Origin of the sequence: Fischerella sp. PCC 9605 (genome assembly GCF_000517105.1) — a bacterium.
In the GTDB taxonomy this organism is placed as follows: Bacteria; Cyanobacteriota; Cyanobacteriia; order Cyanobacteriales; family Nostocaceae; genus PCC9605.
This window is the reverse complement of the sequence record NZ_KI912148.1, coordinates 1961456-1988229: the sequence shown is the minus strand read 5'-3', so window position 1 is coordinate 1988229 and position 26774 is coordinate 1961456. Positions and strand designations below refer to the sequence as shown.

At 42.4% G+C, this 26774-nt stretch carries 19 protein-coding genes, 1 tRNA gene and 1 pseudogene; 8 read left to right on the top strand and 13 right to left on the bottom strand.

The annotated features are described in order from the left end of the window. Positions 1–121: 121 nt before the first annotated feature. Positions 122–1630, top strand: a complete 1509-nt coding sequence (gene crtD / locus FIS9605_RS0111155) for a C-3',4' desaturase CrtD (protein WP_026732663.1) — start codon at positions 122–124, stop codon at positions 1628–1630. Between the two features lie 148 nt (positions 1631–1778). On the opposite strand, the gene FIS9605_RS0111150 is transcribed toward crtD, so the two are convergent. After that, positions 1779–2180: a metal-sensing transcriptional repressor gene (locus FIS9605_RS0111150; protein WP_026732662.1), complete on the bottom strand. Its 402-nt coding sequence runs from the start codon at positions 2178–2180 to the stop codon at positions 1779–1781. A 404-nt stretch (positions 2181–2584) separates the two neighbouring features. Here FIS9605_RS0111150 and FIS9605_RS0111145 point away from each other — a divergent pair, with 404 nt between their 5' ends. Next, positions 2585–3805, top strand: a complete 1221-nt coding sequence (locus FIS9605_RS0111145; protein ID WP_026732661.1) for an HhoA/HhoB/HtrA family serine endopeptidase — start codon at positions 2585–2587, stop codon at positions 3803–3805. A gap of 183 nt (positions 3806–3988) precedes the next feature. Here the strand turns inward: FIS9605_RS0111145 and FIS9605_RS0111140 are convergent, their stop codons facing one another. Continuing rightward, on the bottom strand, positions 3989–4369 hold the full coding sequence (locus FIS9605_RS0111140; protein WP_026732660.1) for a hypothetical protein: 381 nt from the start codon (positions 4367–4369) through the stop codon (positions 3989–3991). A gap of 190 nt (positions 4370–4559) precedes the next feature. On the opposite strand from FIS9605_RS0111140, the gene hslO reads away from it, so the two are divergent. The 5 genes from hslO to FIS9605_RS0111105 all read left to right on the top strand — a co-directional run bounded on the left by hslO (position 4560) and on the right by FIS9605_RS0111105 (position 10814). Further along, the gene (gene hslO, locus FIS9605_RS0111135; protein ID WP_026732659.1) at positions 4560–5465 is read left to right on the top strand and encodes an Hsp33 family molecular chaperone HslO; all 906 of its coding nucleotides are present in this window, start codon (positions 4560–4562) and stop codon (positions 5463–5465) included. Positions 5466–5620: 155 nt separating this feature from the next. Next, positions 5621–7648, top strand: a complete 2028-nt coding sequence (locus FIS9605_RS0111130; protein WP_026732658.1) for a hypothetical protein — start codon at positions 5621–5623, stop codon at positions 7646–7648. A 590-nt stretch (positions 7649–8238) separates the two neighbouring features. Beyond that, positions 8239–8901: a LabA-like NYN domain-containing protein gene (locus FIS9605_RS0111120; protein ID WP_026732657.1), complete on the top strand. Its 663-nt coding sequence runs from the start codon at positions 8239–8241 to the stop codon at positions 8899–8901. A 369-nt stretch (positions 8902–9270) separates the two neighbouring features. Continuing rightward, positions 9271–9344, top strand: a tRNA-Arg gene (locus FIS9605_RS0111110). Positions 9345–9527: 183 nt separating this feature from the next. Beyond that, positions 9528–10814: a hypothetical protein gene (locus FIS9605_RS0111105; protein ID WP_026732656.1), complete on the top strand. Its 1287-nt coding sequence runs from the start codon at positions 9528–9530 to the stop codon at positions 10812–10814. Positions 10815–10953: 139 nt separating this feature from the next. Here the strand turns inward: FIS9605_RS0111105 and FIS9605_RS0111100 are convergent, their stop codons facing one another. The 4 genes from FIS9605_RS0111100 to FIS9605_RS0111085 all read right to left on the bottom strand — a co-directional run bounded on the left by FIS9605_RS0111100 (position 10954) and on the right by FIS9605_RS0111085 (position 15340). Beyond that, entirely contained in the window at positions 10954–12114 is a 1161-nt protein-coding gene (locus FIS9605_RS0111100) for a SpoIID/LytB domain-containing protein (RefSeq protein ID WP_026732655.1), read from the bottom strand. Positions 12115–12329: 215 nt separating this feature from the next. Continuing rightward, a complete protein-coding gene (locus FIS9605_RS40775) occupies positions 12330–12482 on the bottom strand; it encodes a PAP/fibrillin family protein (RefSeq protein WP_082209750.1) in 153 nt (50 codons plus the stop codon). 870 nt (positions 12483–13352) lie between these two features. Further along, positions 13353–13958 carry an exopolysaccharide biosynthesis protein gene (locus FIS9605_RS0111090; protein ID WP_026732654.1) on the bottom strand — a complete coding sequence of 202 codons (606 nt, stop codon included), beginning with the start codon at positions 13956–13958 and terminating at the stop codon, positions 13353–13355. A gap of 506 nt (positions 13959–14464) precedes the next feature. Then, positions 14465–15340 (bottom strand): lipid kinase, encoded by an 876-nt coding sequence (locus FIS9605_RS0111085; RefSeq protein WP_026732653.1) that lies wholly within the window; start codon positions 15338–15340, stop codon positions 14465–14467. 90 nt (positions 15341–15430) lie between these two features. Here FIS9605_RS0111085 and FIS9605_RS0111080 point away from each other — a divergent pair, with 90 nt between their 5' ends. Beyond that, complete coding sequence (locus FIS9605_RS0111080; RefSeq protein WP_026732652.1) at positions 15431–16135, top strand: TIGR02117 family protein; 705 nt, start codon at positions 15431–15433, stop codon at positions 16133–16135. Between the two features lie 790 nt (positions 16136–16925). Here the strand turns inward: FIS9605_RS0111080 and FIS9605_RS0111075 are convergent. The 7 genes and pseudogenes from FIS9605_RS0111075 to FIS9605_RS36780 form a co-directional block, all read right to left on the bottom strand. Next, complete coding sequence (locus FIS9605_RS0111075) at positions 16926–18062, bottom strand: sensor histidine kinase (RefSeq protein ID WP_026732651.1); 1137 nt, start codon at positions 18060–18062, stop codon at positions 16926–16928. A 2-nt stretch (positions 18063–18064) separates the two neighbouring features. Continuing rightward, positions 18065–18775 (bottom strand): response regulator transcription factor, encoded by a 711-nt coding sequence (locus FIS9605_RS0111070; RefSeq protein ID WP_026732650.1) that lies wholly within the window; start codon positions 18773–18775, stop codon positions 18065–18067. Between the two features lie 127 nt (positions 18776–18902). Next, positions 18903–19589, bottom strand: a complete 687-nt coding sequence (locus FIS9605_RS0111065; protein WP_026732649.1) for a LabA-like NYN domain-containing protein — start codon at positions 19587–19589, stop codon at positions 18903–18905. Positions 19590–20928: 1339 nt separating this feature from the next. Beyond that, positions 20929–21999 (bottom strand): photosystem Q(B) protein 1, encoded by a 1071-nt coding sequence (locus FIS9605_RS0111060; RefSeq protein ID WP_026732648.1) that lies wholly within the window; start codon positions 21997–21999, stop codon positions 20929–20931. Between the two features lie 530 nt (positions 22000–22529). After that, positions 22530–23057 carry a universal stress protein gene (locus FIS9605_RS0111055; RefSeq protein WP_026732647.1) on the bottom strand — a complete coding sequence of 176 codons (528 nt, stop codon included), beginning with the start codon at positions 23055–23057 and terminating at the stop codon, positions 22530–22532. Between the two features lie 87 nt (positions 23058–23144). Continuing rightward, complete coding sequence (ppsA, locus tag FIS9605_RS0111050; protein ID WP_026732646.1) at positions 23145–25589, bottom strand: phosphoenolpyruvate synthase; 2445 nt, start codon at positions 25587–25589, stop codon at positions 23145–23147. Positions 25590–26531: 942 nt separating this feature from the next. Further along, positions 26532–26762, bottom strand: a pseudogene (locus tag FIS9605_RS36780) (DUF4327 family protein). Between the last annotated feature and the right edge of the window lie 12 nt (positions 26763–26774).

Below are 26774 nucleotides of genomic sequence, written 5' to 3'. Positions count from 1 at the left end.
ATGAAACTCTTGTGGGGTGGGCATCTTGCCCGCCCCCTATTCCTTGCAACTTAGAGTATTAATTTCTAGTAAATATTTGTAAAATATAATTAACAATGTTAAAAAATATGTAGTAATGTCAATACCAAATCATCGTGTTGGCAAAAACAAACCCCGCGTTATCGTTATTGGTGCGGGAATAGGCGGACTCACAGCTGGAGCTTTATTAGCCAAGAAAGGTTACAGTGTCTTAATCTTGGATCAAGCCCTAGTTCCTGGAGGCTGTGCTTCTACCTTTAAACGCAAAGGCTTCACCTTTGATGTAGGTGCAACCCAGGTAGCAGGTTTGGAACCAGGAGGAATTCATCACCGGATTTTTTCAGAACTAGAAATAGATCTGCCACCAGCGACACCATGCGATCCAGCTTGTGCAGTGTACTTACCTGGGGAAGATACACCAATCAATGTTTGGCGCGATCGCCAAAAATGGCAAGAAGAACGTCAGCGACAGTTCCCTGGTAGCGAACCCTTTTGGCAATTAATTGCAGCACTATTCAAAGCGAGTTGGGAATTTCAAGGACGCGATCCCGTACTACCGCCACGTGATATCTGGGATTTGTTGCAGCTAACAAAAGCAGTGCGTCCCGGTACATTAATTACCGTACCTTACACCTTGTTTACGGTGGGGGATGCTTTGCGTGCGTATAAACTGGCAGATGATCATCGTTTGCGGACTTTTTTGGATTTGCAACTGAAGTTGTATTCCCAGGTGAATGCAGAGGAAACAGCATTACTTTACGCAGCAACGGCGTTGAGTGTCTCGCAGGAACCGCAAGGATTGTTTCATCTTCAAGGTAGCATGCAGGTACTTAGCGATCGCCTAGTACAAGCTTTGGAAAGAGATGGCGGTAAATTATTAATGCGCCATACTGTTGAAAACATCAAAGTCAAGGATGGCAAAGCTACGGCTGTGGTGATTCGTAACCAAAAAACAGGGGAAGTATGGACTGAATCAGCCGACCATGTAGTTGCTAATGTTACTGTTCAAAACCTAGTACAGTTGCTTGGTAAGAAAGCCCCGCGTGGGTATAAAAAGCGTGTAGAAAAACTGCCGCCAGCATCGGGCGCGTTTGTAATCTATTTGGGTGTCGATGAAAGTGCGATTCCGCCTGGATGTCCGCCTCACCTACAGTTTATGTACGACGCAAATGGCCCGATTGGCGAGAATAATTCCCTATTTGTATCTGTTAGTAATCCTGGTGATGGTCGTGCCCCAGTCGGAAAAGGTACGATTATTGCATCTTCCTTCGTAGATCCAAAACCTTGGTGGGATACAGAGGATTATGAAGGGTTAAAGCAAAAGTATACAGAAGATGCGATCGCCCACCTTGCAAAATACTTTTACTTAAAACCAGAAACTATTCTTCATATAGAAGCCGCCACACCGCGTACCTTTGCCCGTTTTACAGTTCGCGATCGAGGTATTGTTGGTGGTATTGGTCAAAGAATACCTACATTCGGTCCTTTTGGTTTCGCCAATCGTACACCAATAGCTCATCTGTGGTTAGTTGGTGACTCCACCCACCCCGGTGAAGGTACTGCTGGTGTGAGTTACTCAGCCCTAACAGTAGTACGACAAATTGATGGGTAATTGGTTGGTAGTTGGTTGTTGGTGGTTGGTTGTTGTTTGTTAGTGGTTAGTGGTTAGTGGTTAGTGGTTAGTGGTTAGTGGTTGTTAACTATGCCCAATGCCCACTTTCCCCATTCCCCAATTCCCAATCCCCAATCCCCAATCCCCTTTACGGTAAAAACCTGTCCAAGGCAGCTTTGAGTTGTTCAATTTCTACCTCAATATTGCCTTCTTCTGCGGCTCTGGCAATACACTCTGTTAAATGTTCATCTAAAATAATTCGTGCTACCCGATCTAATGCACCCCGCACTGCGGCAATTTGCAACAACACATCCGGACAGGGGCTATTTTGCTGCACCATAGTCTTAATACCACGAATATGCCCTTCTATACGCGACAGCCGATTGACCAATCGTCGCAAAGACTCTTCACTATGAACGTGAGGATGAGACGACTGTCCATGCTTGTGAGTTTGATCTGCATGTACATGGTCTGTATCTTCCAGGAGTATATCCTCCTCTTGCTCAAAATTGGACAAGGATGATTTAGCTAATCGCTTCGATCCGTTCATTGGTTACTGTTGAAGTTTTGGTAGTACATAAGATCCTAGCCTAGAGAGGTGTGGAAAGAGTGGGGGAGTGGGAGAGTGGAAGATGGGGAGATGGGGAGAGTGGGAGAATAACTACTAACCACTAACTTTTGACTAATGACTAATGACTAACTACCCTAATTCCCGAACAGTACAAGTGTGAATGTCTAGAATAGCTTTCCGCTTCTAAATTCAAATAAATTTAATTATTAATTACAGACCTAATCGCGTAACGCCCTAAGTATAAAAATTAGGAGAAATCGCGAAACTTGCAGATGAGAACCAGCGTCAATACGCAGGGATTCTCATCAAATCTGCAACAATAGCTTTAAAGATAATTGTCGCAATTACCTAACTACTAGACTGAAACATTTTAGGTTGTGGTTATGCTATTTTCCCAACTACCCCGGTCTATTCGACAACTCACCACTCACGTATTAGCTGTAATTTTAGGAGTTGTATTAACTGTTGGCACTCTACAGGTGTCACCTTCCCAAGCTGAACCAGCACCAGATCCTGTCACAACAGACACACCACAACTAATTGCCCAGCGGCAATCACCAGCAGCAGCCGCTATTGGTAGCAGCAGCTTTGTGACGGCAGCGGTAAATCGCGTGGGGGCGGCAGTTGTACGGATTGATACCGAACGTACAGTTACCCGTCGTATCCCCGATCCATTCTATGATGACCCATTCTTCCGGAGGTTTTTTGGTGAAAGTTTTCCCCAACAGTTGCCTCCGGAGCAATTACGCGGTCTAGGCTCTGGTTTCATTATTGACAAAAGTGGCTTAGTTATGACTAACGCCCACGTGGTCGATAATGCTGATAAAGTCACAGTCCGCCTCAAGGATGGCCGCTCTTTTGAGGGCAAAGTTCAAGGTGTGGATGAGGTAACAGACTTGGCTGTCGTCAAGATTAACGCTGGTGGCGATTTGCCCGTTGCACCCTTAGGTACTTCATCTAATGTACAGGTGGGAGATTGGGCGATCGCAGTGGGCAATCCCTTGGGATTCGATAGCACTGTCACCTTAGGTATTGTCAGTACCCTCAGACGTTCCAGCGCCCAAGTAGGTATCCCCGATAAACGCTTGGACTTTATTCAAACTGATGCTGCAATTAACCCAGGTAACTCTGGCGGCCCGCTATTGAATGAACGAGGTGAAGTGATTGGCATCAACACAGCTATTCGTGCTGATGCGATGGGGATTGGGTTTGCTATTCCTATTGATAAAGCCAAACAAATAGCAGCCCAATTGCAACGCGGTGGCAAAGTCGCTCATCCTTACTTAGGCGTACAGATGCTAACTTTAACACCCCAGCTAGCAAAAGAGAGCAACAGCGACCCCAATTCCCAGTTTCTCATCCCAGAAGTGAATGGGGTTTTAGTGATGCGAGTTATACCGAATTCCCCAGCGGCTAATGCGGGTATTCGCCGAGGAGATGTAATTACTCAAGTTGATGGTCAATCAATCAACAGTGCCGAACAGTTGCAAAATCTCGTCGAAGATAGTCGTATCGGTCAGACGTTGCAAGTAAAAGTGCAGCGCGGTAATCAGACACAGCAACTAGCAGTACGCACAGCTGAATTGCAAAATGCGTCTAGGTAGTTAGTTTTTGGTGGTGAGCCAGTGCGGTCTTGGGGGTTTCCCCCATGAGCAACTGGCGAACCCGGAGGGTTGGTGGTTGGTTGGTAAGGGTGCAAGGTCTTGCGCCCTTACATTATTTGGTAGATCATTGTTGACTTTTCCAAACAACAAACAACAAACAACCACCAACAAACAACAAACAACTTACTTATTCAATAAAAATTGCCGCAAACTTAGCAGATTCAAATTTTGCCCCAAAGCCAGTGGCAAAATTGACACTCCTTCCAGACGGGACTGTACCCAACCTTCTCCCCAGTACCATTCGTGAAAGCCGTCAATTCCTTGACTGAGAATCAAGCGCAAGCTGTTGGATGTTGCTACATCTACTTGATGATGAATAGTGACTGGCCCGGTTCGGGTAGTAAATTGAAATCCTGGATGCAACTGTTCTGGCATTCCGGGTGGAAGGCTACCCGAAAGTAGCCATTTTTCTAATTGTGCAGGACGCAGCAGACTGTCACCAATTGCAGTTGCTGAAGCTTCAAGTTCTATTCGCAGTTGACTTTTTTGGAAAGTACCCAGCATTGTTGGAGCGATCGCTTTTTCTTTTAGTATGGCAAAGACTTGGTTATGGCGTGTCGCATCTTCAAAATGTACAGAAAGCCGCTTCTGTTTGTACGGACATCCTTCACCCTTACTCTTTATATTTGGTTACTTTTCTACAAGCTGTGAATTTAAAATAGAGAGAGTGTTGTAAAGAAATGTAAGGTTTTTCATGGCGGATCAGTTAATTCGCGCCACAGCAGCCGATGGCGGGATTCGTGCAGTAGGCGCAATCACGACTCGTCTGACAGAAGAAGCACGACAGCGCCATAAGCTTTCCTATGTAGCAACCGCTGCCCTAGGTCGGACTATGGTAGCAGGCTTGTTGATGGCATCCAACATGAAGCGGACTGGCTCTAGAGTTAACATCAGGGTAAAGGGTGATGGGCCTTTGGGTGGTATACTGATAGATGCAGGCTTAGATGGCACAGTACGCGGTTATGTAGAAAATCCAGCAATTGAGTTACCTCCAAATGCTAAAGGTAAGCTAGATGTTGGTGGTGCAGTTGGTGAGGGCTATCTCTATGTCGTACGCGACATTGGTTATGGCTACCCCTACTCCAGTACAGTTGAACTCGTTTCTGGTGAAATCGGAGATGATGTGGCTCATTACCTCGTCACTTCCGAACAAACACCTTCAGCTGTGGTTTTAGGTGTATTCGTGCAACCAAATGGAGTAACCGCCGCTGGCGGTTTGCTGGTGCAAGTGTTACCCAAAGCAGCCAGGGACGAAGCTTTAATAGAAACCTTAGAATCACGAGTTGCTGCTTTAACAGGATTTACTCCTTTGCTACAAGCTGGCAAGTCTTTAACAGAAATTTTCCAAGACTTGCTGGGAGATATGGGGTTAGTAATATTTCCTGAAACTCAAATGCTACGCTTCCACTGTGGTTGCTCATTTGACCGTGTCTTAAAAGCGCTGAAATTGTTGGGAGAAGCAGAATTGCAAGACATGATTATCAAAGATGATGGTGCAGAAGCAACTTGCGATTTTTGTGGTACAGTTTACCAGGCAAGTAGCGACCACTTAGCTCAGCTAATTGTCGATTTGCAAGCAGAATCTGCGGCTACCAAATAAAAGTATAAAATACTACCTTTAATTGGGGCTTGTAATGATATCTATGGAGGTAAGAGAGTGCAAGAGGTAGCTTTTTCCTAAGGAGAAGGTTACTATGGCAACAATCAAAGTAGCGATTTAGAGCAGATTGCTGTTAATTTATGATGGTGTGAGAGATGACAGAGCGGGATATTCCAGAAAGTTGGTCACCAGGCAGAACAAGAGAGCCAGATACAATGACAAGATTATCCCAAACACGGCAGGTCGGTGAAACTCAAGAGTCTGGTGTACCAGCTACTGGTTCTGACTCTAAGCCTGTGAAGCGCTCAAAACAAAGCAATTCCGGACAACCACCTTCTGGTGGTCGTGGTTCTGGTAAATTACCACGCTTGTTAACAAGTTGGGTTCTGTGGGCGTTTGTATTAACGCTAGTTCCTGGAACCATAGCGTATATGTCAATGGCAATGCTATTAAAGTTGCCATCTGCCCCCAACTGCCCATCAATTTTCTGGCCGCTTGCGAGTGCGTCGGTGCGCCTACATTGTGCCCAACTAGCAGCATCCAAGCAAACGGTCAAAGACCTGCTGCAAGCGATCGCCCTAGTCAAACAACTGCCAGACAGCCATCCCTTACGAACAGAAATCGACCGTTCTATCGAACAATGGTCGCGAGATATTTTGAAACTAGCAGATAATAGTTTTCAAGCAGGCAAACTAGAAGAAGCGATCGCCACTGCCAGTCAAATCCCCGAAGATGTCCCCACCCGCACACTGGTAAAAGACCAAATTTCCCAATGGAACTCAACTTGGTCTGAGGCAGAAAATATCTACCGAAAAGCGGAAGACGAAATGCGCGAACAACACTGGCACAACGCATTTATGGCTGCCGCTAAATTGCTGCGAGTCGAGAATAAATTCTGGGCAAGTATAAAGTACGACGAATTAAATCGCCTGATTACTAGTGCTCGGGAAGATGGCGACAAGCTCATCAAAGCTGAAAGCTTGGCACAAACCGACAATGTGGATAACTTACTCAAAGCCATCAAGCTGGTAGAATCAATAGGAACAAATAGCTACGTCTATCAGAAGGCTCAAGAGGCAATTCCAGAATTAGGACGCAAGATGCTTGATTTAGCGCAGACAAAGCTAGATCAACGCAACGCGGATGAAGCCATCTCCATCGCTCAGCAAATTCCTCCGAGTACTGGATTACAGTCGGAAACTGAAGATTTTATTGCCTTGGCAGAAGCGCAAGCTAATGCTTGGATAGGTAATGTTGCTGGTCTAGAGACAGCAATTGCCCAAGCCCAACAAATCGACCCCTCAAGGGCAATTTACGACAAAGCACAACAGCTAATTGCTCGTTGGCAAATAGAAATTGAAGATGTCTCCAAGTTAGAAAAAGCGCGAATGCTGGCTAGCCAAGGAACAATTAACGATTTGACCGCAGCTATTGCCGAAGCGCAACAAGTCCCCGATAGCAATCCCCGCAGCGAAGAAGCAAGAGAAGAAATTAATCGCTGGGTTGCTGAGATTCAAACTATTGAAGATAGACCTTTTCTAGAACGTGCTGAAGAGATTGCTTCGTTTGAGGATATTAACTCTTTACAGGCAGCGATCGCTGAGGCAAATCAAATTCGTCGCGGTCGGGCATTATACCGAGAAGCACAAAGAAAAATTGCTATTTGGACGGCAAAGATTCAGTTAATTCAAGACCAGCCTTATTTGACTCAAGCACGAGAACTAGCTAGTAATGGCGATCTCCCCGGAGCAATTAACACCGCTCAACAGATTACATCGGGAAGGGCACTTTCTAGTGAAGCCCAAGCAGCTATAAATGATTGGCGCGGACAAATTCGCGATAGCGAAAATTGGAAGAGAGCGCGAGAAGTAGCATTGACTGGGACTCCGCAAGCTTTAGCACAGGCAATTAATATAGCAGAGCAAGTGCCTCGTAACAGCGTTTTACGCAGTGAGATCGACGTAGCGATTGACCGATGGAGTCAGCAACTGTTGGAAATGGCGCGTTCTCAGGGCGAAGCTGATATATCAAGAGGGATTGAGACAGCCAGCCTCATTCCACGTGGTACAGCAGCTTACAGGGCAGCACAACAGCAAATCCGTACTTGGCGTCAGTTTCTTAATCCAGAGCCAGAACAACAATTCAATCCATTGATGCCATCAACACCTGAACAACAGCAGTAAGCTGAAACACATCCAACTTGCTATATTTAATTCTTATTATTAAAATTCTTGGCGTTGCATAATTGCGAGATGATTTTGGAATTTGCACCAACAATAATCACTGTATCCCCGCGTCAGCCTCAATCATCTCATTATTCAGCAACGTCAAACTCTTTTGTGGTGGACATATTGGCATTGGTGCCAACTTAATAAGTAAGGATTGCCCCAAAGGAATTGGCAGAGAAATTACTGCGTGTCTATATAAGATTTACCGTAGGGGGAAGAGACTCCTCACCACAATCTGTTGAATTAACGATACATATGTTATAAAGGGGATTTAATTGCTAGTTAGACCATCTGACAAAATTTCATGCCAAAGTTTAACCCTAGCAAAGATTATCATTTTTGGAATTATGAGCTATCATCTTTCGCTAGGCAGTAATATTGTGGTTCAAAATTCTGTTCTGAATAATTTAGTTGGAAAAGATCGTGATGCACCAAAATATAGGCAAACTTTAGAAAAGCTGACTGCGCTCTAGCGCCACTAACAACAGCTTTTGACTTCCTGTTTATCTCAAGAAAATTTTTGAATTCTGATTTGAGGCAATTTAATGAACACCACCGATTTTAACAAAAAAAACACTCAAAATCAAGGATGGCGACACCAACCGCTATACCAGGAACAAAATCTGATTGAAATAGATTTTCAAGATGAAAATCTCGAAATACCAGATGTTTCCGGAGAAAGTTCAATTTATAATTTATCAAATCGCGGTCGAGTAGTTATTTTGATTGATGGCTCCAACTTATTTTATGCAGCTTTGCAACTAGGTATTGAAATTGATTACTCTAAACTACTTTCCCATTTAGCAAAAGGTGGCAGGTTGTTGCGCGCTTTTTTCTACACTGGTGTTGATCGCACCAACGAAAAACAACAGGGTTTTCTGTTGTGGATGCGTCGCAACGGCTATCGTGTAGTGACCAAAGATGTAGTTCAGTTTCCTGATGGTTCTAAAAAAGCCAATTTGGAGGTAGAAATCGCCGTAGATATGATGACCTTAGCTTCCTACTGCGATACTGTGGTTCTAGTCAGTGGAGATGGAGACCTCGCTTATGCTGTTAACGCTGTTTCCTACAAAGGCGTGAGGGTTGAAATTGTTAGTCTACGCTCGATGACAAGTGACAATTTAATTAATGTCGCTGACTGCTTTATTGACCTCGATAGCATTAAAGAAGAAATTCAAAAAGTTTCCCCAGCTAATAGCTATATGTAGAAGCTTGGGATTAGGGACTAGAGACTCGAACAGAGGAATTCTTATTTCTTTAATGCGATCGCTTTGGTTGAACTGTTTTAATTTGAAATGCGGTTTGATAGCTAGGTTAGCTTTTTCTGTAAGATTAATGAGAATTTTCTCAATTAGTTAAACTTTTTACCTGTTTACCTGTTGTGTTCCCTCAGCAGTCCACTAACGGATGTCAACAAAGCAATCAATATTCAGAGATTGCATCGCGATCGCGACACTCATTTTTGAAATCTGGACAAAAAGCACTTTCAAAGACTGCGGGAAAGGGGAAATTTCTTTCTCGTTTCTCTTAATCATGCTATAATTCATCTGTTAACGTCGTATAATTAGACGAAGCAAGGGCGCGTAGCTCAGTGGATTAGAGCGTCAGATTCCGGTTCTGTAGGTCGGGGGTTCGAATCCCTCCGCGCTCGTTTTATTTGCAGTATCACAATAACCCAACACAACAACAGTAGGGCTGTATTCGGCTAACTTCAGAACTGGATGCCCAAAGCAGCTGGGTATGTATGCTCAGTTTTTTCCTCTTGCTAAGTCTTTAAAAATGAAACTTTATACTTGAATAAGAAAGAGTTGTTTTCAATTAGGAGGGGAGAGCAATGGCTCCCAATCCCGCCATCATGCAAGCTGTTGAACGATTGGGCTACCGCGTTACCGTGGGCGATGTGGCAACCCAGGCAGGCTTGAATGTCGAGATAGCCAATCAAGGATTATTAGCCCTTGCATCTGATGCTGGCGGACATATGCAAGTTGCAGAATCAGGTGATATTGTTTACCAATTTCCGCGCAATTTTCGAGATGTTTTACGTAACAAATACTTGCGCTTACAGTTGCAGGAATGGTGGAAAAAAGTCTGGAAGGTTCTTTTTTACCTGATTAGGATTTCTTTTGGCATTTTCCTGATTGTTTCCATCGCCTTGATTTATATCACCATCCTCATTATCATTATGTCTGCGAACTCCGATCGCGATAGCAGCGATCGCGGTAGTGATTTTGGAGGGGGCTTTTTCTATTTCCCTAATTTCTTCTGGTATCTCAGCCCTAATTACGACACCTACTACCAAGAACGGCGACAGGAAAAAAGCGAACTAAATTTCTTTGAAGCTGTATTTTCGTTTTTGTTTGGCGATGGTAATCCTAATGCCAACTTAGAAGAACGGCGCTGGCAAGAAATTGCTGCCGTCATTCGCAATAACAAAGGTGCAGTGGTAGCCGAACAAATATCTCCTTACCTTGATGATATTGGTGAGAAATATCAACAAGAGTATGAAGACTATATGCTGCCGGTTTTGACTCGCTTTAATGGACAACCGACAGTAAGTCCTGAAGGGCAGATTGTCTATTATTTCCCAGAACTACAAGTAAGTGCTGCTAAAAAGCGTCGTCGCTCATTAAAATCCTATTTAGAGGAATTTCCTTGGCGGTTTAGTGCTGCTTCGTCAGGACAAATTCTCTTAAGTGCTGGATTGGGTGTAGTCAATTTTGTAGGTGCTTTAATCTTAGGAAGTTTGTTGAGAGATGGTACAGCAGCGGCTGCATTGGGTGGACTAGTAGCTTTTGTCCAAGGGTTTTACTGGTTGCTGTTGGGCTACGGTACAGGTTTCTTAGCCTTGCCGTTAGTGCGTTATTTCTGGATTAAGTGGCGCAATCGTAAAATTGCCGAACGCAACCGCCAAAGACAAGCAAGAGCAAGGGTATTGGCAAGTGCGGATACTCAATTACAGCAAAAAATCGCCTATGCACAGCAGTTTGCAGCAGAAAAAGTTATCGGCAAAGAAGATTTGGTGTACTCTACCGAGACTGACTTGCTAGAACAAGAAGTTGAGCGTAGTGCCCAAATTGACGCAGAGTGGCAAAGGCGTCTTGAGGAAGGGAGTAGGGAATAGGAGATGGGGAGATGGGGAGAGTGGGGAGAGTGGGGAGACAACCAACAACTAACCACTAACCACTAACCACTAACCACCAACCACCAACCACTAACCACTAACCACCAACCACCAACCACCACATTAGTTGGTCATTTCATTACTTGTTACTCACCTTAATTGGTGTGAGGGCTACGCCTTTATAGTAATGCCCCAAAATTTGCAGGTGATTTGCCCCCTGTAGAGCTAAATTGTAGGCTCCCCATTGACTCATGCCGATCGCATGACCGAAACCTAGTCCTTGCAGTAAAAAACCACCATTGCCGTTGGAGACGTTAAAGCGAGTGCTTCTTAGCTTCAAGGCAGTCCGCACTTCTTCACCTCGCAGCACCTTTTCGCCTTTGTCGCCGACAATTTTTAAAGCTTTGACGCTGTTGAAAGGCGATCGCTTCTCTACAATCATCTGCTTGGGATTGCCAACTTCTGGAAATTTGGTGCTAATTTCTGTTGGAGAAAAGGTTCTTGCCCAATAGCACTCGCGGATATTTTGGTCGAAGTCGGGAACCGCACGCAAGTAATCTTCTTTGCTTCCCCAGACATCTTCGACGTTTTCAGTGTGTCCGCCAGAACAAGCATGGAATGCAGAGAGAATCAGCTGGTTTTTGTAAGTAAGTACCTGTCCCGCAGTAGTATCTACTGCTGCATAAGTAGTGCGAGTTTCACTGAGTACGCCTTTGTAAATCTGCCAGCGATCAGGAGTATCACCCAAGTCGTAAATGGGGTTATTGCGCTGTCTTTGACGCTCGTAAAGAGCATAAGTACGGGCAGCGATCGCTTGAGCTTTGAGAGCTTCTAGAGGCCAGCGGGTGTCCATTTCGCCACCGATAACGCTGTAGAGATATTCTTCCAAATCCACCCAGTTAACAGCAGTTAGGCCTTTTTCTGTGGGAACAACTAAAGTTCTGCCTCGATACCAGCGATCGCCAATATAAACAAATCCCTTACCTGTCGGTTCAATCCAAAATAAAGCAGAACGCCACTTATCCAAAGCAACTCCGCCAGAAACCGGTTGGGCATAATACGCATTCATCGCCGGTAATTGTCCCAGAGTACGGCCACTACTATCTTTGACAACCGCAGTTGTGGAACTACCCACTTTCACCTGATTGACATCCCGCTCAATTGCTACGCGCAGGATTACAGATGCTTGTGCAGGTAAGCACAATGCAATCCACAAAAGCATACCAAACCACCAATGGCGTCCTTTAATCTGGGAAAACAAAGAGGCTAAGAACAGTTGAAATTTCATGCCGCTGATCATCTAGTTACACTTGTATATATGTCTGACGCTCTTTTATAGAGGTTTCCTTCCCGGTGATAACAAATTATCCCCAATCAATATAAACTATTCCGGACTGGCAACAAATTTTTGTTGTTTGTTGGTGGTGAGCCAGTTACGAATAAATGCGGCTTCTCTTCAACGTCCTCTACACACCTGAAAGTAGTGAAAATAACGCTAAATGAGCACTAGAGACTTTATTCATCTCGCACCAGCACATACAAATTTCTCTGATTACCACGCACAAGGCGGAGATTGTCATCCAGATAGGTAATGTCTACCCAGCCACTAAATGAAAGTGTTGATTCGAGAGAAGACTGATTATCGACTCTAGCCCTTTGGTGGTGCAACCTTCAACATCGAGTTTTCTTTGTGTCTTTGTGCCTTTGTGGTGAAAAAATAAATTTTATTAACCACCAAGACACAAAGACACCAAGAAAAATCCATTTCCAAGACTTACACCTTGACAGGGGCAATTATCGACTCCTAAAGCCTCGCGAAAGGCGGAGTTACTCAAATCGTTAGTTGCACTTTTGACGGACGTTTCTAGAAAATCTCTGATGCAGGGCAGATTTATTGCTCATTACTCTGTTTTGCAGTGATTTAATTTTGTTGAGGCTGTTGAATGGAGAATTTTACCTCAATTTAGTTTGTTTGCAAATTAGCAAACAGATGAGATTGTAGGTAATGAATGAAACGCCCTATCATCACTTGGTTATTAACTTTGCAAGTAATACTTATTAATTTAGAAGCTGAAAAGCTCATTGAGAAAGGACACTTACAAATATAAACTTTAATATTGATGAGTAGCTTAGTATATTACAGTACTTCAACGAGTTGGCAAACTAGAAGATAAACACAAAAGCGCGATCGCCATTTCCATTCCAACAACTCTGCTATTAAAACCGGGGATCGCTATCGATAAATTCTTCCGGATGCATTCATTAGTATGACGGATAAAGAAATGGTAGATGCACCCGAGTTTTTTGTAGCCTTCAGCCTCTGGCTGGGGGCTTTATTATAACATGTTCCAAATTAGGAAAACTTCTTCCCTTTTAGGTATTGAAAAATTTCTGTAACTAGTCAATTTTTCCTGATACTGTTATCACCATGATGGATACATAAATGGTAGATGCACCCTAATTGCTGCCCTCAGTCTTGAACTGAGGGTTTTTATTAAGTAATTAAAAATTCTAAATTCAAAATCATTTGATAATTAATTACCGCCAGAGTGCTGGTATCAAGCTTGGAGCTATAAAAAATACATAACCAATAAAGGCAAATAATAAAGTAGTTAAAACAGTAAAAATGTAGCCAATACACATCAGTAAACCATCTGATTCTATTGTTGCTACTGCTAACAGTAAAATACCTATAGTAGGGATGGGATTTGTAAGCGGAACTGGTGATATTAGCAACACAGCCAGCCAGGAAATACAAAGCCCATTAAGACGCCAAACCCAGCCATGGTCAGCTATTTTAGACAATCGAGGACGAGCAATTTTTTCTAAGATTCTGGTAACACGTTGCAGATTTTGCAATAGTATCTGTGCAAAGGAACGAGGAAATTTATACTTAGCGATTTTGTGAGGGAGCCAAGGCGATCGCCTTCCTAAAATCATCTGCACTGATAATATCAAGCAAGCACCACCAAATGGGCCTGTTAATCCTGGTGGCATGGGAAACAAAAATGGCAAAACTAATAGTGCAATCACCAAGCTAAAACCTCGTTCAGAGGTTTCTGCTAGAACATCTCCAAGTGACAAAGGCTGTTCGGCTAAACGTTGCAAAAGTGCCTTGATGTCTTGAGAAAATTTCAAATGCATTTGCCCTGAAGTGATGTGATTTTTCACAATATTTAGTTTTACTAACTAAAATAAATTTAATTAGTTATATATACAAATGCATCTATACTATTTCCTAAAATATCAAATTTTCATCTATCGTAGGCAGAATTTAAGTTATGGTTAAAAACTAGAAAATAGCGGCTAGTACCGCTGCGCGGAAGTCACGCATTCACGCATTCAAAAGTCAAAAAGCTTATGAAATAAGCTTTTCGTCAATTTGTAATGGTAGCTTTATTTCCGCCACGTTGTACTAGTATGTTAGGGTGGAAATAAAGATAACGTTGAAATTAAGCAAAAAGCTTATTTTTTGAGCGTTTTACCTTCTGTCTTGTTGTAATAGATACTAGCGTTATGAAATAAGTTTATAGGTATCTAAATTAAAATTATTCTCTAGGAATAAAAACAGCTAGTGCTTGAGGAATAACACGAAAACGTGCAGGAGTCTGGGTCGTAATGAAATAAGTTTATAGGTATCTAAATTAAAATTATTCTCTAGGAATAAAAACAGCTAGTGCTTGAGGAATAACACGAAAACGTGCAGGAGTCTGGGTCGTAATTTCACCATCAGTATTAATAGGACGCGGTTTGCGGGTGTACACCTCTATTTCCTGACCTTGAAGGGCGCGGACATTGCGTGCATTAATATGTCGCCCTTGTCGCATCGCAGGCAGTAAGAAAATAATTTCCCACCAGTGCTGAATCTCCAAACTGTACAAGTCTAGTCTTTGATCGTCAATGGTGGCATCGTGAGCTACTGCCATGCCACCGCCGTAGTATCGACCATTACCAACTGCAATTTGCACGGTTTTGACTTTAATTGATTTGCCATGAATACGAATCTCGGCACTAAAGGGTCGAGATTCCCAAATTACTTGCAATGCGGTGAAAGCATAAGCAAATATTCCCCAACGGCGTTTAACTTCTTTGGTGAGTCGCTGCGTAATTTTCACACTCAGCCCCAAACTAGCTACGTTGAAAAAGTACTTGTCATTTACTCGTCCTAAGTCGATGCGTCGCACTTTACCGTTAGCAATAACTTTGCTAGCTTCAGGTAATGAATTGGGAATTCCTAAAGTCCTAGCCAAATCGTTGGCAGTTCCCAAGGGTAAGATTCCCAAGGGTAATTTGGTTTCAATTAAAGTGCCTACCGCAGCATTGAGAGTGCCATCACCACCGCCAATAATTACCATGTCAACTTGATGCTGGTATCTGCGGATCACATCTGAGAAGTCTTGAGGGTTTTCTGCGGATGCTGCAATTAACTCGAATCCTTGTTGCACCAGACAACTCATCACTTCTGGCAGACGCTTTTGTCCTTGGCGGGATTGACGATTTACTAACAACAGTGCGCGCCGATTCATGGGCAATACTTTTTATAGCTTATACATCAGATTATTTACATATCGCCTACACCTCGTTGAAATTACCTCTCAAACTGTGCAGGTATTGTTATGAAATTTACTAATAATTTAGTTTTTATACGCTTATTATATCGGTTGACTAGTTGCTTTTTAGGTGTTGTCTTATTTGGCTTTGCTTTGCTAGCTATCAGTGCGTTTGTACCTAGAAAATGGATGAGTTACTCAAAAGACAATTGTGAATTGAAAATTTGTATTTCAAACACAGGCATTCATTCCAATATTATAGTGCCAACCAAAAATAATGTTTTTGATTGGCACAATTATATATATATAAATGAAGTTGGTATAGATACTACCCAAGATTACAATTATTTGAGTTTTGGGTGGGGAGATAGAGACTTCTATATGTCAACTCCTTCTTTGGCAGATTTGAAATTGTCTACTACTCTGAAAGCACTATTTCTGCCTACTCCCTCTGTAATGCATGTCAAAGGGTATCAAAGAATACTAGATAATTTAGAAGTAAAATGTGTTCGAGTCAATAAAGACGATTATTTACAACTAATGGAGTATATCCAAACTAGCTTTAAAGTAGATGCAAAGGGTAAAAAAATTCGTTTAGGTAATGGTCATACTAGCAATGCAGGCTTTTATGGAGCAGTTGGCAGTTACTCTATATTGAAAAATTGTAATTCGTGGACGGCGGTAGGTTTGAGAAAGGCTGATGTTAATACTCCTCTTTGGGATGGTCTTTCATCTGCGATTATGCTGCATCTAAAAGATAGTTGTGATTGATACATTTTATCAAGTGGAATTGCATGTATTTAGTCAAAATAAAAAAGCAAAAGTAAAGAGTTAAGTTGATAATTTTACCTTTTATCTTTCACCTTGAACTTGAGGTTAACCCTAATCTGATTAGGAAAATTAGGGTAATAAATACCTAATCATAATTGTATTCACAGCAGAAAGTTATATTGCATCACTATTTATACTGTTTCTCGAAAAAATGACTACAAATTTTCTTGGCTTGTAGTAAGCACTTAAGTACTTACTACGAACTATGTGTAGTTCTAGTTTTGAGAATTGGTATTATCTATGAAAATTATGTGTTAAATGAATGATTAAAATTCGGTTGAAAGTGGGAAACGGATCAGCAGATTTTACACTTTGTTGTGAACTTTGTTTATGATACCTCTTGCAAAAGTCATACTAAGTTGCAGTCAAAAATAGTACTTCCCTCACCCCGCCTGCCGGCACCCCTCTCCCAATTTGGGAGAGGGGAAGGGGAGAGGGCACGAATTGCTATTGCTATGTCCGAACGCAATTTGGTATCAATATTTACATACTCCCCACTCTATAAGGGCGAGGATTCTAGGCTCAAACAGCAATTGCAGGCTGTGCCTGTCTGACATCGCCTAACCCAATGGTTGACCCCAACCGAATTCATGTCTATAAAGAGCCTCTGGTTCTAGTCCTCGTTACCAGGTTGAACCTGGTAACGAGGGTTTGGAGGCAGTGCCTTCAGGTTGTTGCATAGGCGTGCGAGATGTGAATCAAAAAGGGGTAAGAGAAAGACTTATTTTCGCTATCCCGAACGGGCATTGTAACGAAACAAAGGCAAACAGAAACGAAAAGTGCTACCTTTTCCGAGTTCGCTTTCTACTTCCATGTAGCCGCCTTGTAGTTCCACTAGACGGCGAGAGATTGTTAAACCGATACCAGTACCACCGGAATGGCGATCGCGGGATTTATCAGCTCGCCAAAAGCGCTCAAATATATGGGGCAAATCTGCTGCGGCAATTCCCATACCCGTATCAATTACTGCAATCCAAAGTTTTGAGGCATCAGTCCAAGCATGGATGGTAATTGCGCCTTGATGAGTGTAACGCACTGCATTACCAACTAGATTCACTAACACCTGTTCTGTACGGTCAATATCTGCTAACACAGGGGGTAGCTGTGGCGGACACTCCAGTCGCAGCACTGGCCCATCTTCAAGCAATTGGTCGGCGAATCTTTCCACTAATGACTCTAGTAAGGGACGTAGATTTACAGGCTGAATGTTAATCGGCAAATAACCAGCTTCTGCTTTAGAAAGTTCTTGCAGATCGTTGACTAATCGTTCTAACCGCTTCGTTTCCTTGACTAACCGCAGATAAATTTCACTAGAGGGTTCTATTCTCCCGTCAGCCAGTTCTTCCAAATAACCGCGCACTACTGTTAAGGGTGTCCGCAATTCATGGGTCATGTCTCCAATTAATTCCCGCCGCCGCGCTTCTACTCCTTCTAAACTGGCTGCCATACGGTTAAAGCTTGCTCCCAGTCTGTTCAGTTCTGGAATATCCGATACAGGTACTCGTGCATTCAACCGACCACTAGCAAACTCTTGAGTAATTTGTTCCATCTTAGTTAAGCCTTGCATAATCCGCTTAGAGACTAAGTAACTCAATCCTCCTGCTGCCGTAGCACTGACTACGACTGACCATAAAGTACTTCGTCTCCAAGCGATTTCAAATCCGGCAACTAATTCTGTACGGATATTAAATAATCTGTACCCCCGTTTTTCTAATTGCTGTAAGTGCAGGACAAAAAGGCGGGGAGAAGAAAGTTTGCTAATGATGACGAGACTAACCACCGCCACAATTATGACTACGAGGTGGGAAAAAAATAGACGAGTTCCCAAAGGCAAGGACTTTGTCCAACGCCAACCAATCTTGAACATGCTCAAACTAGGGGCGGGTCTTCAAATTTATAACCTACGCCTACAACAGTTTTAACAAACGTGGGATTAGCAGGATCTGGTTCTATTTTTTTTCGCAACCGCGCTACATGAGTATCTACAACCCGCTCATCACCAAAAAAGTTATCGCCCCAGAGTTTGTCAATCAGTTGACTACGGTTCCAAACTCGACCAGGACTGCTGATGAAAGTGCTGAGCAAGTTAAATTCTAGGGTTGTTAACTCTAGAATTTCTGATGGCTGAGAATCTATCTGGCGACTGATGGTACGCTGTTCTACGTCTACTGTAAAATGTTGCGTACGATAAATTTGATTTTGCCCTCCACCGCGAAGGCTGCGCCGCAAAAGGGCGCGCACCCTGGCAACTAACTCTCTGGGGCTAAAAGGCTTAACCATATAATCATCAGCACCAGTAGATAAGCCAATGACACGATCAATTTCTTCACCCTTGGCAGTGAGCATTAATATATATGGATCTTTTGCACCTGGTTTTTGGCGAATTCTGGCACAGACCTCTAACCCATCCAAGCCAGGAATCATCAAGTCTAGGATCATTAAATCTGGTGGTTGCTCCTGAAACATCCGCAAGGCAGAGATGCCATCGCGGGTAATGCGACAGGTAAACCCTTCTTTTTCGAGAGTATGTTGAATTAACTGAGCAATCTCCGGTTCATCCTCAACAATTAAAATATCCATCTCAGTTAGAGGTGAGTAAAATGCACAGAGTCACTTTTAGTAGTTGCCATTTTACTCTAGAAAGTAGCTGTGAGTCTGGCATGATACTAGTGTAGATGAAGATGGATTGAAGATTGAAGATTGTCAATTAGACGCTGGTGTTGGATAGCGAGCGACAGTTATAGGCAGAATTAGAGTCTTTTTGAATGTATTGTTTAATCGTATCGAGGTCAATGAAGCAGTCGGCAACATCAATCAAGCTGTCACTAGTCATTGAGCGGACACTGACGACTTCTACCCGTGCTCCTTTGTAAGCGATCGCATTTACAGCATAGGCTAAATCTCCATCGCCACTCACTAAAACCGCAGTATCGTAGTAGGGAGCTAAATTGATCATATCTACAGCAATTTCTACATCAAGATTGGCTTTTTTGGAGCCATCTGGAAGCTGAACTAAATCTTTTGTAACCACACGATAGCCATTTCGACGCATCCACAACAGAAAACCCTGCTGCTTATCATTATTGCGATCGACTCCTGTGTAGAAAAAAGCACGTAATAACCTAGAACCCCGAGTTAAACAACAAAGTAGTTTAGCATAGTCAATTTCAATTCCGAGTTGTAAAGCGGTATAAAATAGATTTGAGCCATCAATAAAAATAGCAACTCGACCGCGATTTGAGTTATTGAGAATGTTCGTTTCTGCTGAGGTATCTAGCATATTCGCATCTTCACTATCGATCCCAGCATCCATAAGGTTCTCTCCCTGCCACTGCGGCCTTGGTTGAAGTAATTTATATTGATTTGTTTGTTTGCTAAAACTAGTAAAAGTCATTGATACCTCTAAATTTTAAACATGGAAAGTTTTTCCTTGTCATTTGTCAACAGATAATCTGTACTGGATTTAGTCATGGCAGTAAATCAAATTCAAGAATTAATACGGTGGCATAAATAAATCGACCATATCCCCTTCTGCCCTACTCTACCTTGAAGCTGCCCTGTAGGCGTCTACATGGGGAGGCGCGTGTTCCGCATAGTGTCGGAACTTTAAGCGCCGTCGCCGTGGAAACCCCTTTTGGAGCGAGCTGTCTCACCTCTTGCTTTCTGCCTTTTTGTACTAAGTACAACTAAACACAGATTATCTTTACTGTTCATAGTTAACAGAAAACTCAAGGTTTTTTCACTTATGTACAGACTTTGTGAAAGTGTGTCTGTTCATTTGTAGTCTCAGCAGAAAGGTCTGCTTAATGCTAACTGAGTGTACTCCTTGGGGAGAAGCTTGAGTGAACGATCAACATATAATCTTATTGTAACGAGCTATTACTCATCGCTCCATTACATCATTTGGATTAGTAATATAAACGATTGACATTAAATAAAAATAAATGTCAAGTTTATTGGTTACATATGTAACAACTAATTAGCAATATATATTTACATCATCACATTACCTAAATAATATAAATTCAAAAAGCTACCAATCACCCTAATTTTTCGCATGAAATCTTGAAAACGCACAGACATGTATTTTCCGAAATTCAGTTTTTAATGAGAATCTTTAGCTAGGCTAATTTGTTAAAGTCATGATTTTACGAAAAATTAGTTTTATTGACTAATTCATCACTTACGCCATTTTTTTGAGTTTGCATTCAGTATTTAAGTGCTTCAAAATAATCATTAAATGAATTAATTCAAACTTAATGATTGTGGCAGTTGCGTAAGTAATAATCTTATAAAACCGCTTAAATGCCACATTTACTACAGCGGCTTTTTAAGCTTACATTACTTTATTCCTTGCTAAAATGTTGTTGTTTAATCAACATTTTCATAAAAATTTTAATAACTTATTTCAATAATAATTATCTTGAATTTAAATAAATTTTTTTAAAGATATAAAAATAGAGATTAGAGATGAGAGGCTAGAGCATAGATTCAGTATTCATAAATTCTTGGTGCGGTCAGACCAGGGAGAATGGGAAAGTGGGAGAAGCGGAGGTGGGGAGGTGGGGAGAATATAAAACTGGACTCTCCCCATCACCCCTCCCTCCTTGTCCTCCTTGTCCTTCTTTTCATTTTTAAGCTGGCGACAGTTTAAAAAACCGCCCCTGCAACATTCAATCAAAGGGCGGGTTTTAATGACAAAACTTTTTATTTACGAGGAAATTTTCAATTTTTCAACTCACCGGAAATGGTATACCACTAGAAAGAATCGGTGGGAAATTATGAGTATTAGGAGCGTGCATTGCTTGTAACCCAATATTAGCTCGATTGAGTAAATCGGCATCTGTGGGAATCGGTGCACCTCGACTATCTAAGACTGAGTGATTGAAGTTAAATCCATTCAGGTTAAATGCGACTGAACAAACACCCAGTGCAGCAAACCAAATACCTATTGTTGGCAAAGCTGCTGTTAGAAAATGAAAAGCGCGGTGATTTCGACTAGCAAAAGGTGGAATCAACAGGCGACCTAAGAAACCATAGTGTCCTGCCAAGTAGCTGTAAGTCACTTGCTTTTGACCCAGCTGATACCCAACGTTTATAGACTCGTTTTCGCTGGTGTTGCGGATGAGCGTTGAAGCAACCAATGAGCCATGCAAGGCACTCAAGAACGCGCCACCAAAGACTCCGGCAACCCCCAACATATGGAAAGGATGCATCAGGATATTGTGATTTGCTTGAACAGCCATCATAAAGTGGAAGGTTCCCGCAATTCCTAAAGGTAAGCCGTCAGAAAAGCTACCTTGACCAATGGGGTAAACTAGCAAAACGGCTGTTGCTGCGGCGGCGGGTGCAGAAAAGGCGACGGCAATCCAAGGACGCATACCAAGGCGATAGCTGAGTTCCCAAAGTCGCCCGAGGTAGCACCAAATACCGATTAGGAAGTGCAACACAATTAATTGATAGGGGCCGCCGTTATAAAGCCACTCATCTATAGAAGCGGCTTCCCAAATTGGATAAAAATGTAAGCCAACCGCAGCAGAAGTTGGTACAACAGCAGCTGTAATCAAATTGTTACCATCCATCAAAGAACCCTTGATTGGCTCTCGAATACCTTCCATGTCTACGCCGGGAGCAGCAATGAAAGCCAAGATGAAACAAATAGTGGCAGCTAGCAAAGTCGGAATCATCAGCACGCCAAACCAGCCGATGTAAATACGATTGTTAGTGCTGGTAATCCACGCGCAAAATCGATCCCATAGCTTGGAAAAATCAAATTCTTTTCGACGTTGAACGATGGTGGTCATCGTTTATGCCTCCTCTGAATGTAGAGAATATGCATGAATTGCTGAAAATGAGTTCAACACGCAATATTTTCAGTTTTTTTATGCAGTTAACTCTGTATATTTCGTAGTTGCAAAATCTGGCAGCAGTTAGCGTCTTGATTGCTGAGGTTCAGAGTTACTAAATTTCTACAGTATTCTCTGTACTTTAATTCTAGAAAAAGTGTTAGTAATACTTACAAATGAGTCAAATATCTTTGCAATCCTTTGTGGTTGTTCACTTAGCCAGTAGTTTCACAATAGTTAGTAAAAAGTTCTTTGTTTGTGGTTTGTGGTTTAATTTCGTCTGGGCTTTTTGTTGTTATCCGCGCCAAAACTTAGGTAATTGTCTCTATATCTTCTTTATGGACTAACTCAAAATTGCGAAGCAGTTCTTTGGAAAGGTTATTCATAGCGATAACGCCACCATTCGACAGAAAACTTATTTTTAGATTACTGAGAAATTTCTACACAGAATAGGTGAATCGATTGATAAGATTTACTGAAAGATCAAACTAAGGTGTAGCTGCATGTGTAGCTTGTGAGTCTGCTTTTGTAGTCTGAATTAATCCTTGTACTGTTAAAACTGAACAGGGAGCATGATGCAGAACGTAATTACTGACGCTACCCAAGAAAAACTCACTTAGACCCCGCCGACCCCGACGACCAACGACAATTAAGTCAGCTTCCCACTTTCGAGCTACTTCACAAATGACTCGACCTGGTTCGCCAAAATTTTGAGCAAATTCAGTTGGTACACCTTTTGTGTTCGCCTGATTGTAAAATATTCTCAAAAATTCTATTCCTTCTTTTTTCAGTGCTTCCCACTGTCCCATGTAGTAGCTCACAGCTTGCGAGTGTAAACTAGGATAGAGAGTATCTGTTTGTAAGGCTATAGAACCTGGATAACGTTCATCGAAAGGATCTAGAACATGCAGCAACATCAGACGTGCATCCAGTTTTTGTGCCAAAGATAAAGCTTCATCAAAAACGTGCTGCCCAATTTCGGAATTGTCTATAGCAACTAATATTTTGGAAAACATAGTGATTAGTCCTTAGTTATTTGTCCTTTGTCATTAGTCATTAGCCATTTGTTCTTTACTAAATGACTAATGACCAATGACCAATGACTATTGACTTTCTTGTTCAGTCGCGGCGATTTCCAAGAGAGTCTTCAAAACTGAGTCAGGGTTGAGGCTAATTGAATCAATCTCCTGTTCTACTAAAAAGCGGGCAAATTCGGGGTAGTCGCTGGGTGCTTGACCACAGATACCAATTTTACGATCGCACTGTTTGGCAATTGCGATCGCCTGGGTTATCATCCGCTTGACTGCTTCGTCGCGTTCATCAAATAGATGAGCGACTAACTCTGAGTCCCGATCCAATCCTAGCGTCAGCTGCGTCAGGTCATTCGATCCAATTGAGAACCCATCAAACACTTCGCTAAACTTATCTGCTAGCTGCACATTACTGGGCAACTCGCACATTACGTAGACTTCTAAACCGTTTTCACCCCGTACCAAGCCGTTTTTCGCCATCTCTGCCAAGACTCGTTGACCTTCTGAAGGTGTACGGCAGAAGGGAACCATTAAAATCACATTGGTTAAGCCCATTTCGTTGCGGACTCGCTTCATTGCTTGGCATTCAAGGGCAAAACCCTCACGGTAGCGATCGTCATAGTAGCGAGACGCACCGCGCCAGCCAATCATCGGGTTTTCTTCCTTGGGTTCAAACTGTTTACCACCCAAGAGGTTGGCATATTCATTGCTCTTGAAGTCCGAAAGACGGACAATTACAGGTTTGGGATAAAAAGCTGCGGCGATCGTACCAATACCCTGCGCCAGTTTATCTATAAAGAATTCGGCTTTGTCTTCGTATTGGCCAGTTAATTCTGCAATTTTGTATTTAGCAAGCTCATCTTCTAACTCGTCAAAGTGGAGTAGCGCGAGTGGGTGAGCTTTGATATGGTTGGCAATAATAAATTCCATCCGCGCCAATCCCACTCCATCATTAGGAATGGCTGCATAGCTAAATGCTTCTTCCGGATTGCCCACATTCATCATGATTTTAGTGCGGGTGCGCGGCAATTCCTCCAACGGTACTTCCCGCACTTCATAGGACAATAAATCCTGGTAAACTTTTCCGGTTTCACCTTCTGCACAAGAGATAGTGATTTCTTGCCCAGTTTTGATTGCAGTAGTAGCATTACCGCAACCAACGATCGCAGGTATTCCCATTTCTCTGGCAATAATTGCAGCATGGCACGTGCGTCCGCCTTGGTTGGTGACGATCGCACTCGCTTTTTTCATGATCGGTTCCCAGTCGGGATCGGTACGGTTTGTCACCAGCACTTCTCCTGGCTGAAATTGCTGAATTTGATGCACGTCCAAGATGACTCTGGCTTTACCTTGCCCAATCATCTCACCCACACTTCGACCTGTAACCAACACATTACCCTTTTCTTTCAGATAGTAAGTGCGGAGGACATTTTGTTCTTTCTGAGACTGTACTGTTTCCGGACGCGCTTGGACAATAAATAGCTCATTGGTAATGCCATCTTTTGCCCATTCGATATCCATTGGCGTGTAGACACCGCGCACTTGCGAATAGTGGTCTTCAATGGTGCAAGCCCATTGTGCTAGTTGTAATATTTCATCATCATTGAGGGCAAATTGCAGCCTTTCACTAGCTGCAACAGGGACGTTCTTAGTTAATTTAGAACCGCCCACGTCATAGACCATTTTGATTTCTTTTGTACCTAAGCGTTTTGCTAATATCGGGCGGAATCCCTGTTGCAAAGTGGGTTTAAATACTAAGTATTCATCTGGGTTAACTGCACCCTGGACGACGTTCTCACCCAAACCGTAAGCAGCAGTAATCAAAGCAGCGTCTTTAAAACCAGTTTCGGTGTCGATAGAGAACATGACACCAGAAGCTGCTAAATCAGAACGCACCATTTTTTGCACGCCTACCGAGAGGGCGATATTGAAGTGATCAAAGCCTTTGATTTGACGGTAGGAAATAGCGCGATCGGTAAAAATGGAGGCGAAGCACTTGTGACAAGCTTCCAGTACAGCTGGCAATCCGTGGACGTTTAAGTAAGTTTCTTGCTGTCCGGCAAAGCTAGCATCAGGCAAGTCTTCGGCTGTAGCGCTGGAACGAACGGCTACATCGGTATCCGGGCCATATTGTTGACAGAGGTGTTCGTAAGCTTGAGCGATCGCAGTTTGTAATTCTTCAGGAAAAGGCGTTTGCAGCATTAAATTTCGAGCTTGCTTGCCTGTTTGGCGCAGATTGTTAACATCCTCGACATCTAAATCTGCAAAAATCTGACGCAATTTTGCCTCTAATCCAGCAGCTTGGATAAAGTAGCGGTAAGCGTAGGCACTGGTTGCAAAGCCATTAGGAACCTTCACGCCTTTACACTCTAGTTGTTGAAGCATTTCTCCCAAAGAAGCATTCTTTCCACCTACTAAGGGAATATCTGCAATACCAACTTCAGTCAAAAGCAATACTAGGGCTTGTTCTTTAGAAACTTTGCTAGCAGTTTGTTGATTGACCAGTATTTCTGGCATTTTTAGCTTCCTCTAACACATAAAGCATCTTGAGAGGATTTGCAGTCAATTTTTCTGCTCTGCTCGTCCTACACCTATGGTTATAGGAAGATAATTTGAGGATCTTGTGAAGATTTTTGAGTGTAAATAAATGAAATATAGTTATGAGAGTAGTTGGTAGTTAGTTTTTGTTTGTTAGCTATGACTATACGGGCAGGTTTAATCAGATATTACTTTTGCCAGCGATTGACTAAGCAAAAACCCACCCCTACCTACTAACCACTATCAGTCACCACGATAAATAAGTTGATATTTATTTGTACATTTCTATTGAAGTGAAACTGAGGAAAATATTGAGAAACATTAAGTAAATTGGAAAACTTTTAAAGTTCCTCACAACTTCCTCATAATCAGCAATTATCATGAATAACATCAAAAGTTTGTTTTCTATCCCTGATGGGATCGTCAACAAGCTGTTTGAATTGGCGATAAACACATTTAGAATGAGAATTTTTAGAAAATTATGAATTACTGTCCTTGCTGTTCTAGTCCTCTTTTACTACATATACGCGGCTCTGAAATCTACTGGTTTTGCCGCCACTGTTGGCAAGAAATGCCTGTACTGAATTGGGAAAAGCACAATTCATTAGCAGACTCTCTCTTAGATAGTTTAAACAGAAGAATTCAGAAGCAAGAAGAGGCTAATACCCATCTTTCTGTTAGTTAGCGCTAATTAACAGCTAATGTGCGTCTTCATATCATAAATATCCTCATCGTTATTGGTCATTAGTCCTCAACAATGCAAATGTACAGGCGTACCCCGCAGGCGTACCCTACGGGAGGGCGCTGCGCGTCTACGCCTCTACCGACCAATAAGAAAGGATGAATCTCACTAATAGTTATGCAATTTAGATGCACAACAGCTTATTAAGTTTTGAATTTATTAATTTCAATTACAAGTTTTCAACAGCAATCCTCTGACCAATCTTCACGACCTAGCAAATCAATAATGCGGTCTCTAAGCAAAAATTCGTTTCTTTCTAGCTCCAGTTCTACATATACTCAGTCACGCTCAGGAATGTATTTACTGAGAGCATAAATTGGCTGGTTACGTTGAACAAGTCCTTGATTGACAAGTTCACGTGCTTCTTCCTTAATTACTTCAATATCGTATTTAACAGTAGTATCAAACATGATAAATCTCCT

Coding starts and splice junctions, on each gene's coding strand:
- FIS9605_RS0111150 (WP_026732662.1), bottom strand. CDS start 2,180: ATGAACGGATCGAAGCGATTAGCTAAATCATCCTTGTCCAATTTTGAG.
- FIS9605_RS0111145 (WP_026732661.1), top strand. CDS start 2,585: ATGCTATTTTCCCAACTACCCCGGTCTATTCGACAACTCACCACTCAC.
- FIS9605_RS0111140 (WP_026732660.1), bottom strand. CDS start 4,369: ATGCTGGGTACTTTCCAAAAAAGTCAACTGCGAATAGAACTTGAAGCT.
- hslO (WP_026732659.1), top strand. CDS start 4,560: ATGGCGGATCAGTTAATTCGCGCCACAGCAGCCGATGGCGGGATTCGT.
- FIS9605_RS0111130 (WP_026732658.1), top strand. CDS start 5,621: ATGACAGAGCGGGATATTCCAGAAAGTTGGTCACCAGGCAGAACAAGA.
- FIS9605_RS0111120 (WP_026732657.1), top strand. CDS start 8,239: ATGAACACCACCGATTTTAACAAAAAAAACACTCAAAATCAAGGATGG.
- FIS9605_RS0111105 (WP_026732656.1), top strand. CDS start 9,528: ATGGCTCCCAATCCCGCCATCATGCAAGCTGTTGAACGATTGGGCTAC.
- FIS9605_RS0111100 (WP_026732655.1), bottom strand. CDS start 12,114: ATGATCAGCGGCATGAAATTTCAACTGTTCTTAGCCTCTTTGTTTTCC.
- FIS9605_RS0111090 (WP_026732654.1), bottom strand. CDS start 13,958: ATGCATTTGAAATTTTCTCAAGACATCAAGGCACTTTTGCAACGTTTA.
- FIS9605_RS0111085 (WP_026732653.1), bottom strand. CDS start 15,340: ATGAATCGGCGCGCACTGTTGTTAGTAAATCGTCAATCCCGCCAAGGA.
- FIS9605_RS0111080 (WP_026732652.1), top strand. CDS start 15,431: ATGAAATTTACTAATAATTTAGTTTTTATACGCTTATTATATCGGTTG.
- FIS9605_RS0111075 (WP_026732651.1), bottom strand. CDS start 18,062: ATGTTCAAGATTGGTTGGCGTTGGACAAAGTCCTTGCCTTTGGGAACT.
- FIS9605_RS0111070 (WP_026732650.1), bottom strand. CDS start 18,775: ATGGATATTTTAATTGTTGAGGATGAACCGGAGATTGCTCAGTTAATT.
- FIS9605_RS0111065 (WP_026732649.1), bottom strand. CDS start 19,589: ATGACTTTTACTAGTTTTAGCAAACAAACAAATCAATATAAATTACTT.
- FIS9605_RS0111060 (WP_026732648.1), bottom strand. CDS start 21,999: ATGACCACCATCGTTCAACGTCGAAAAGAATTTGATTTTTCCAAGCTA.
- FIS9605_RS0111055 (WP_026732647.1), bottom strand. CDS start 23,057: ATGTTTTCCAAAATATTAGTTGCTATAGACAATTCCGAAATTGGGCAG.
- ppsA (WP_026732646.1), bottom strand. CDS start 25,589: ATGCCAGAAATACTGGTCAATCAACAAACTGCTAGCAAAGTTTCTAAA.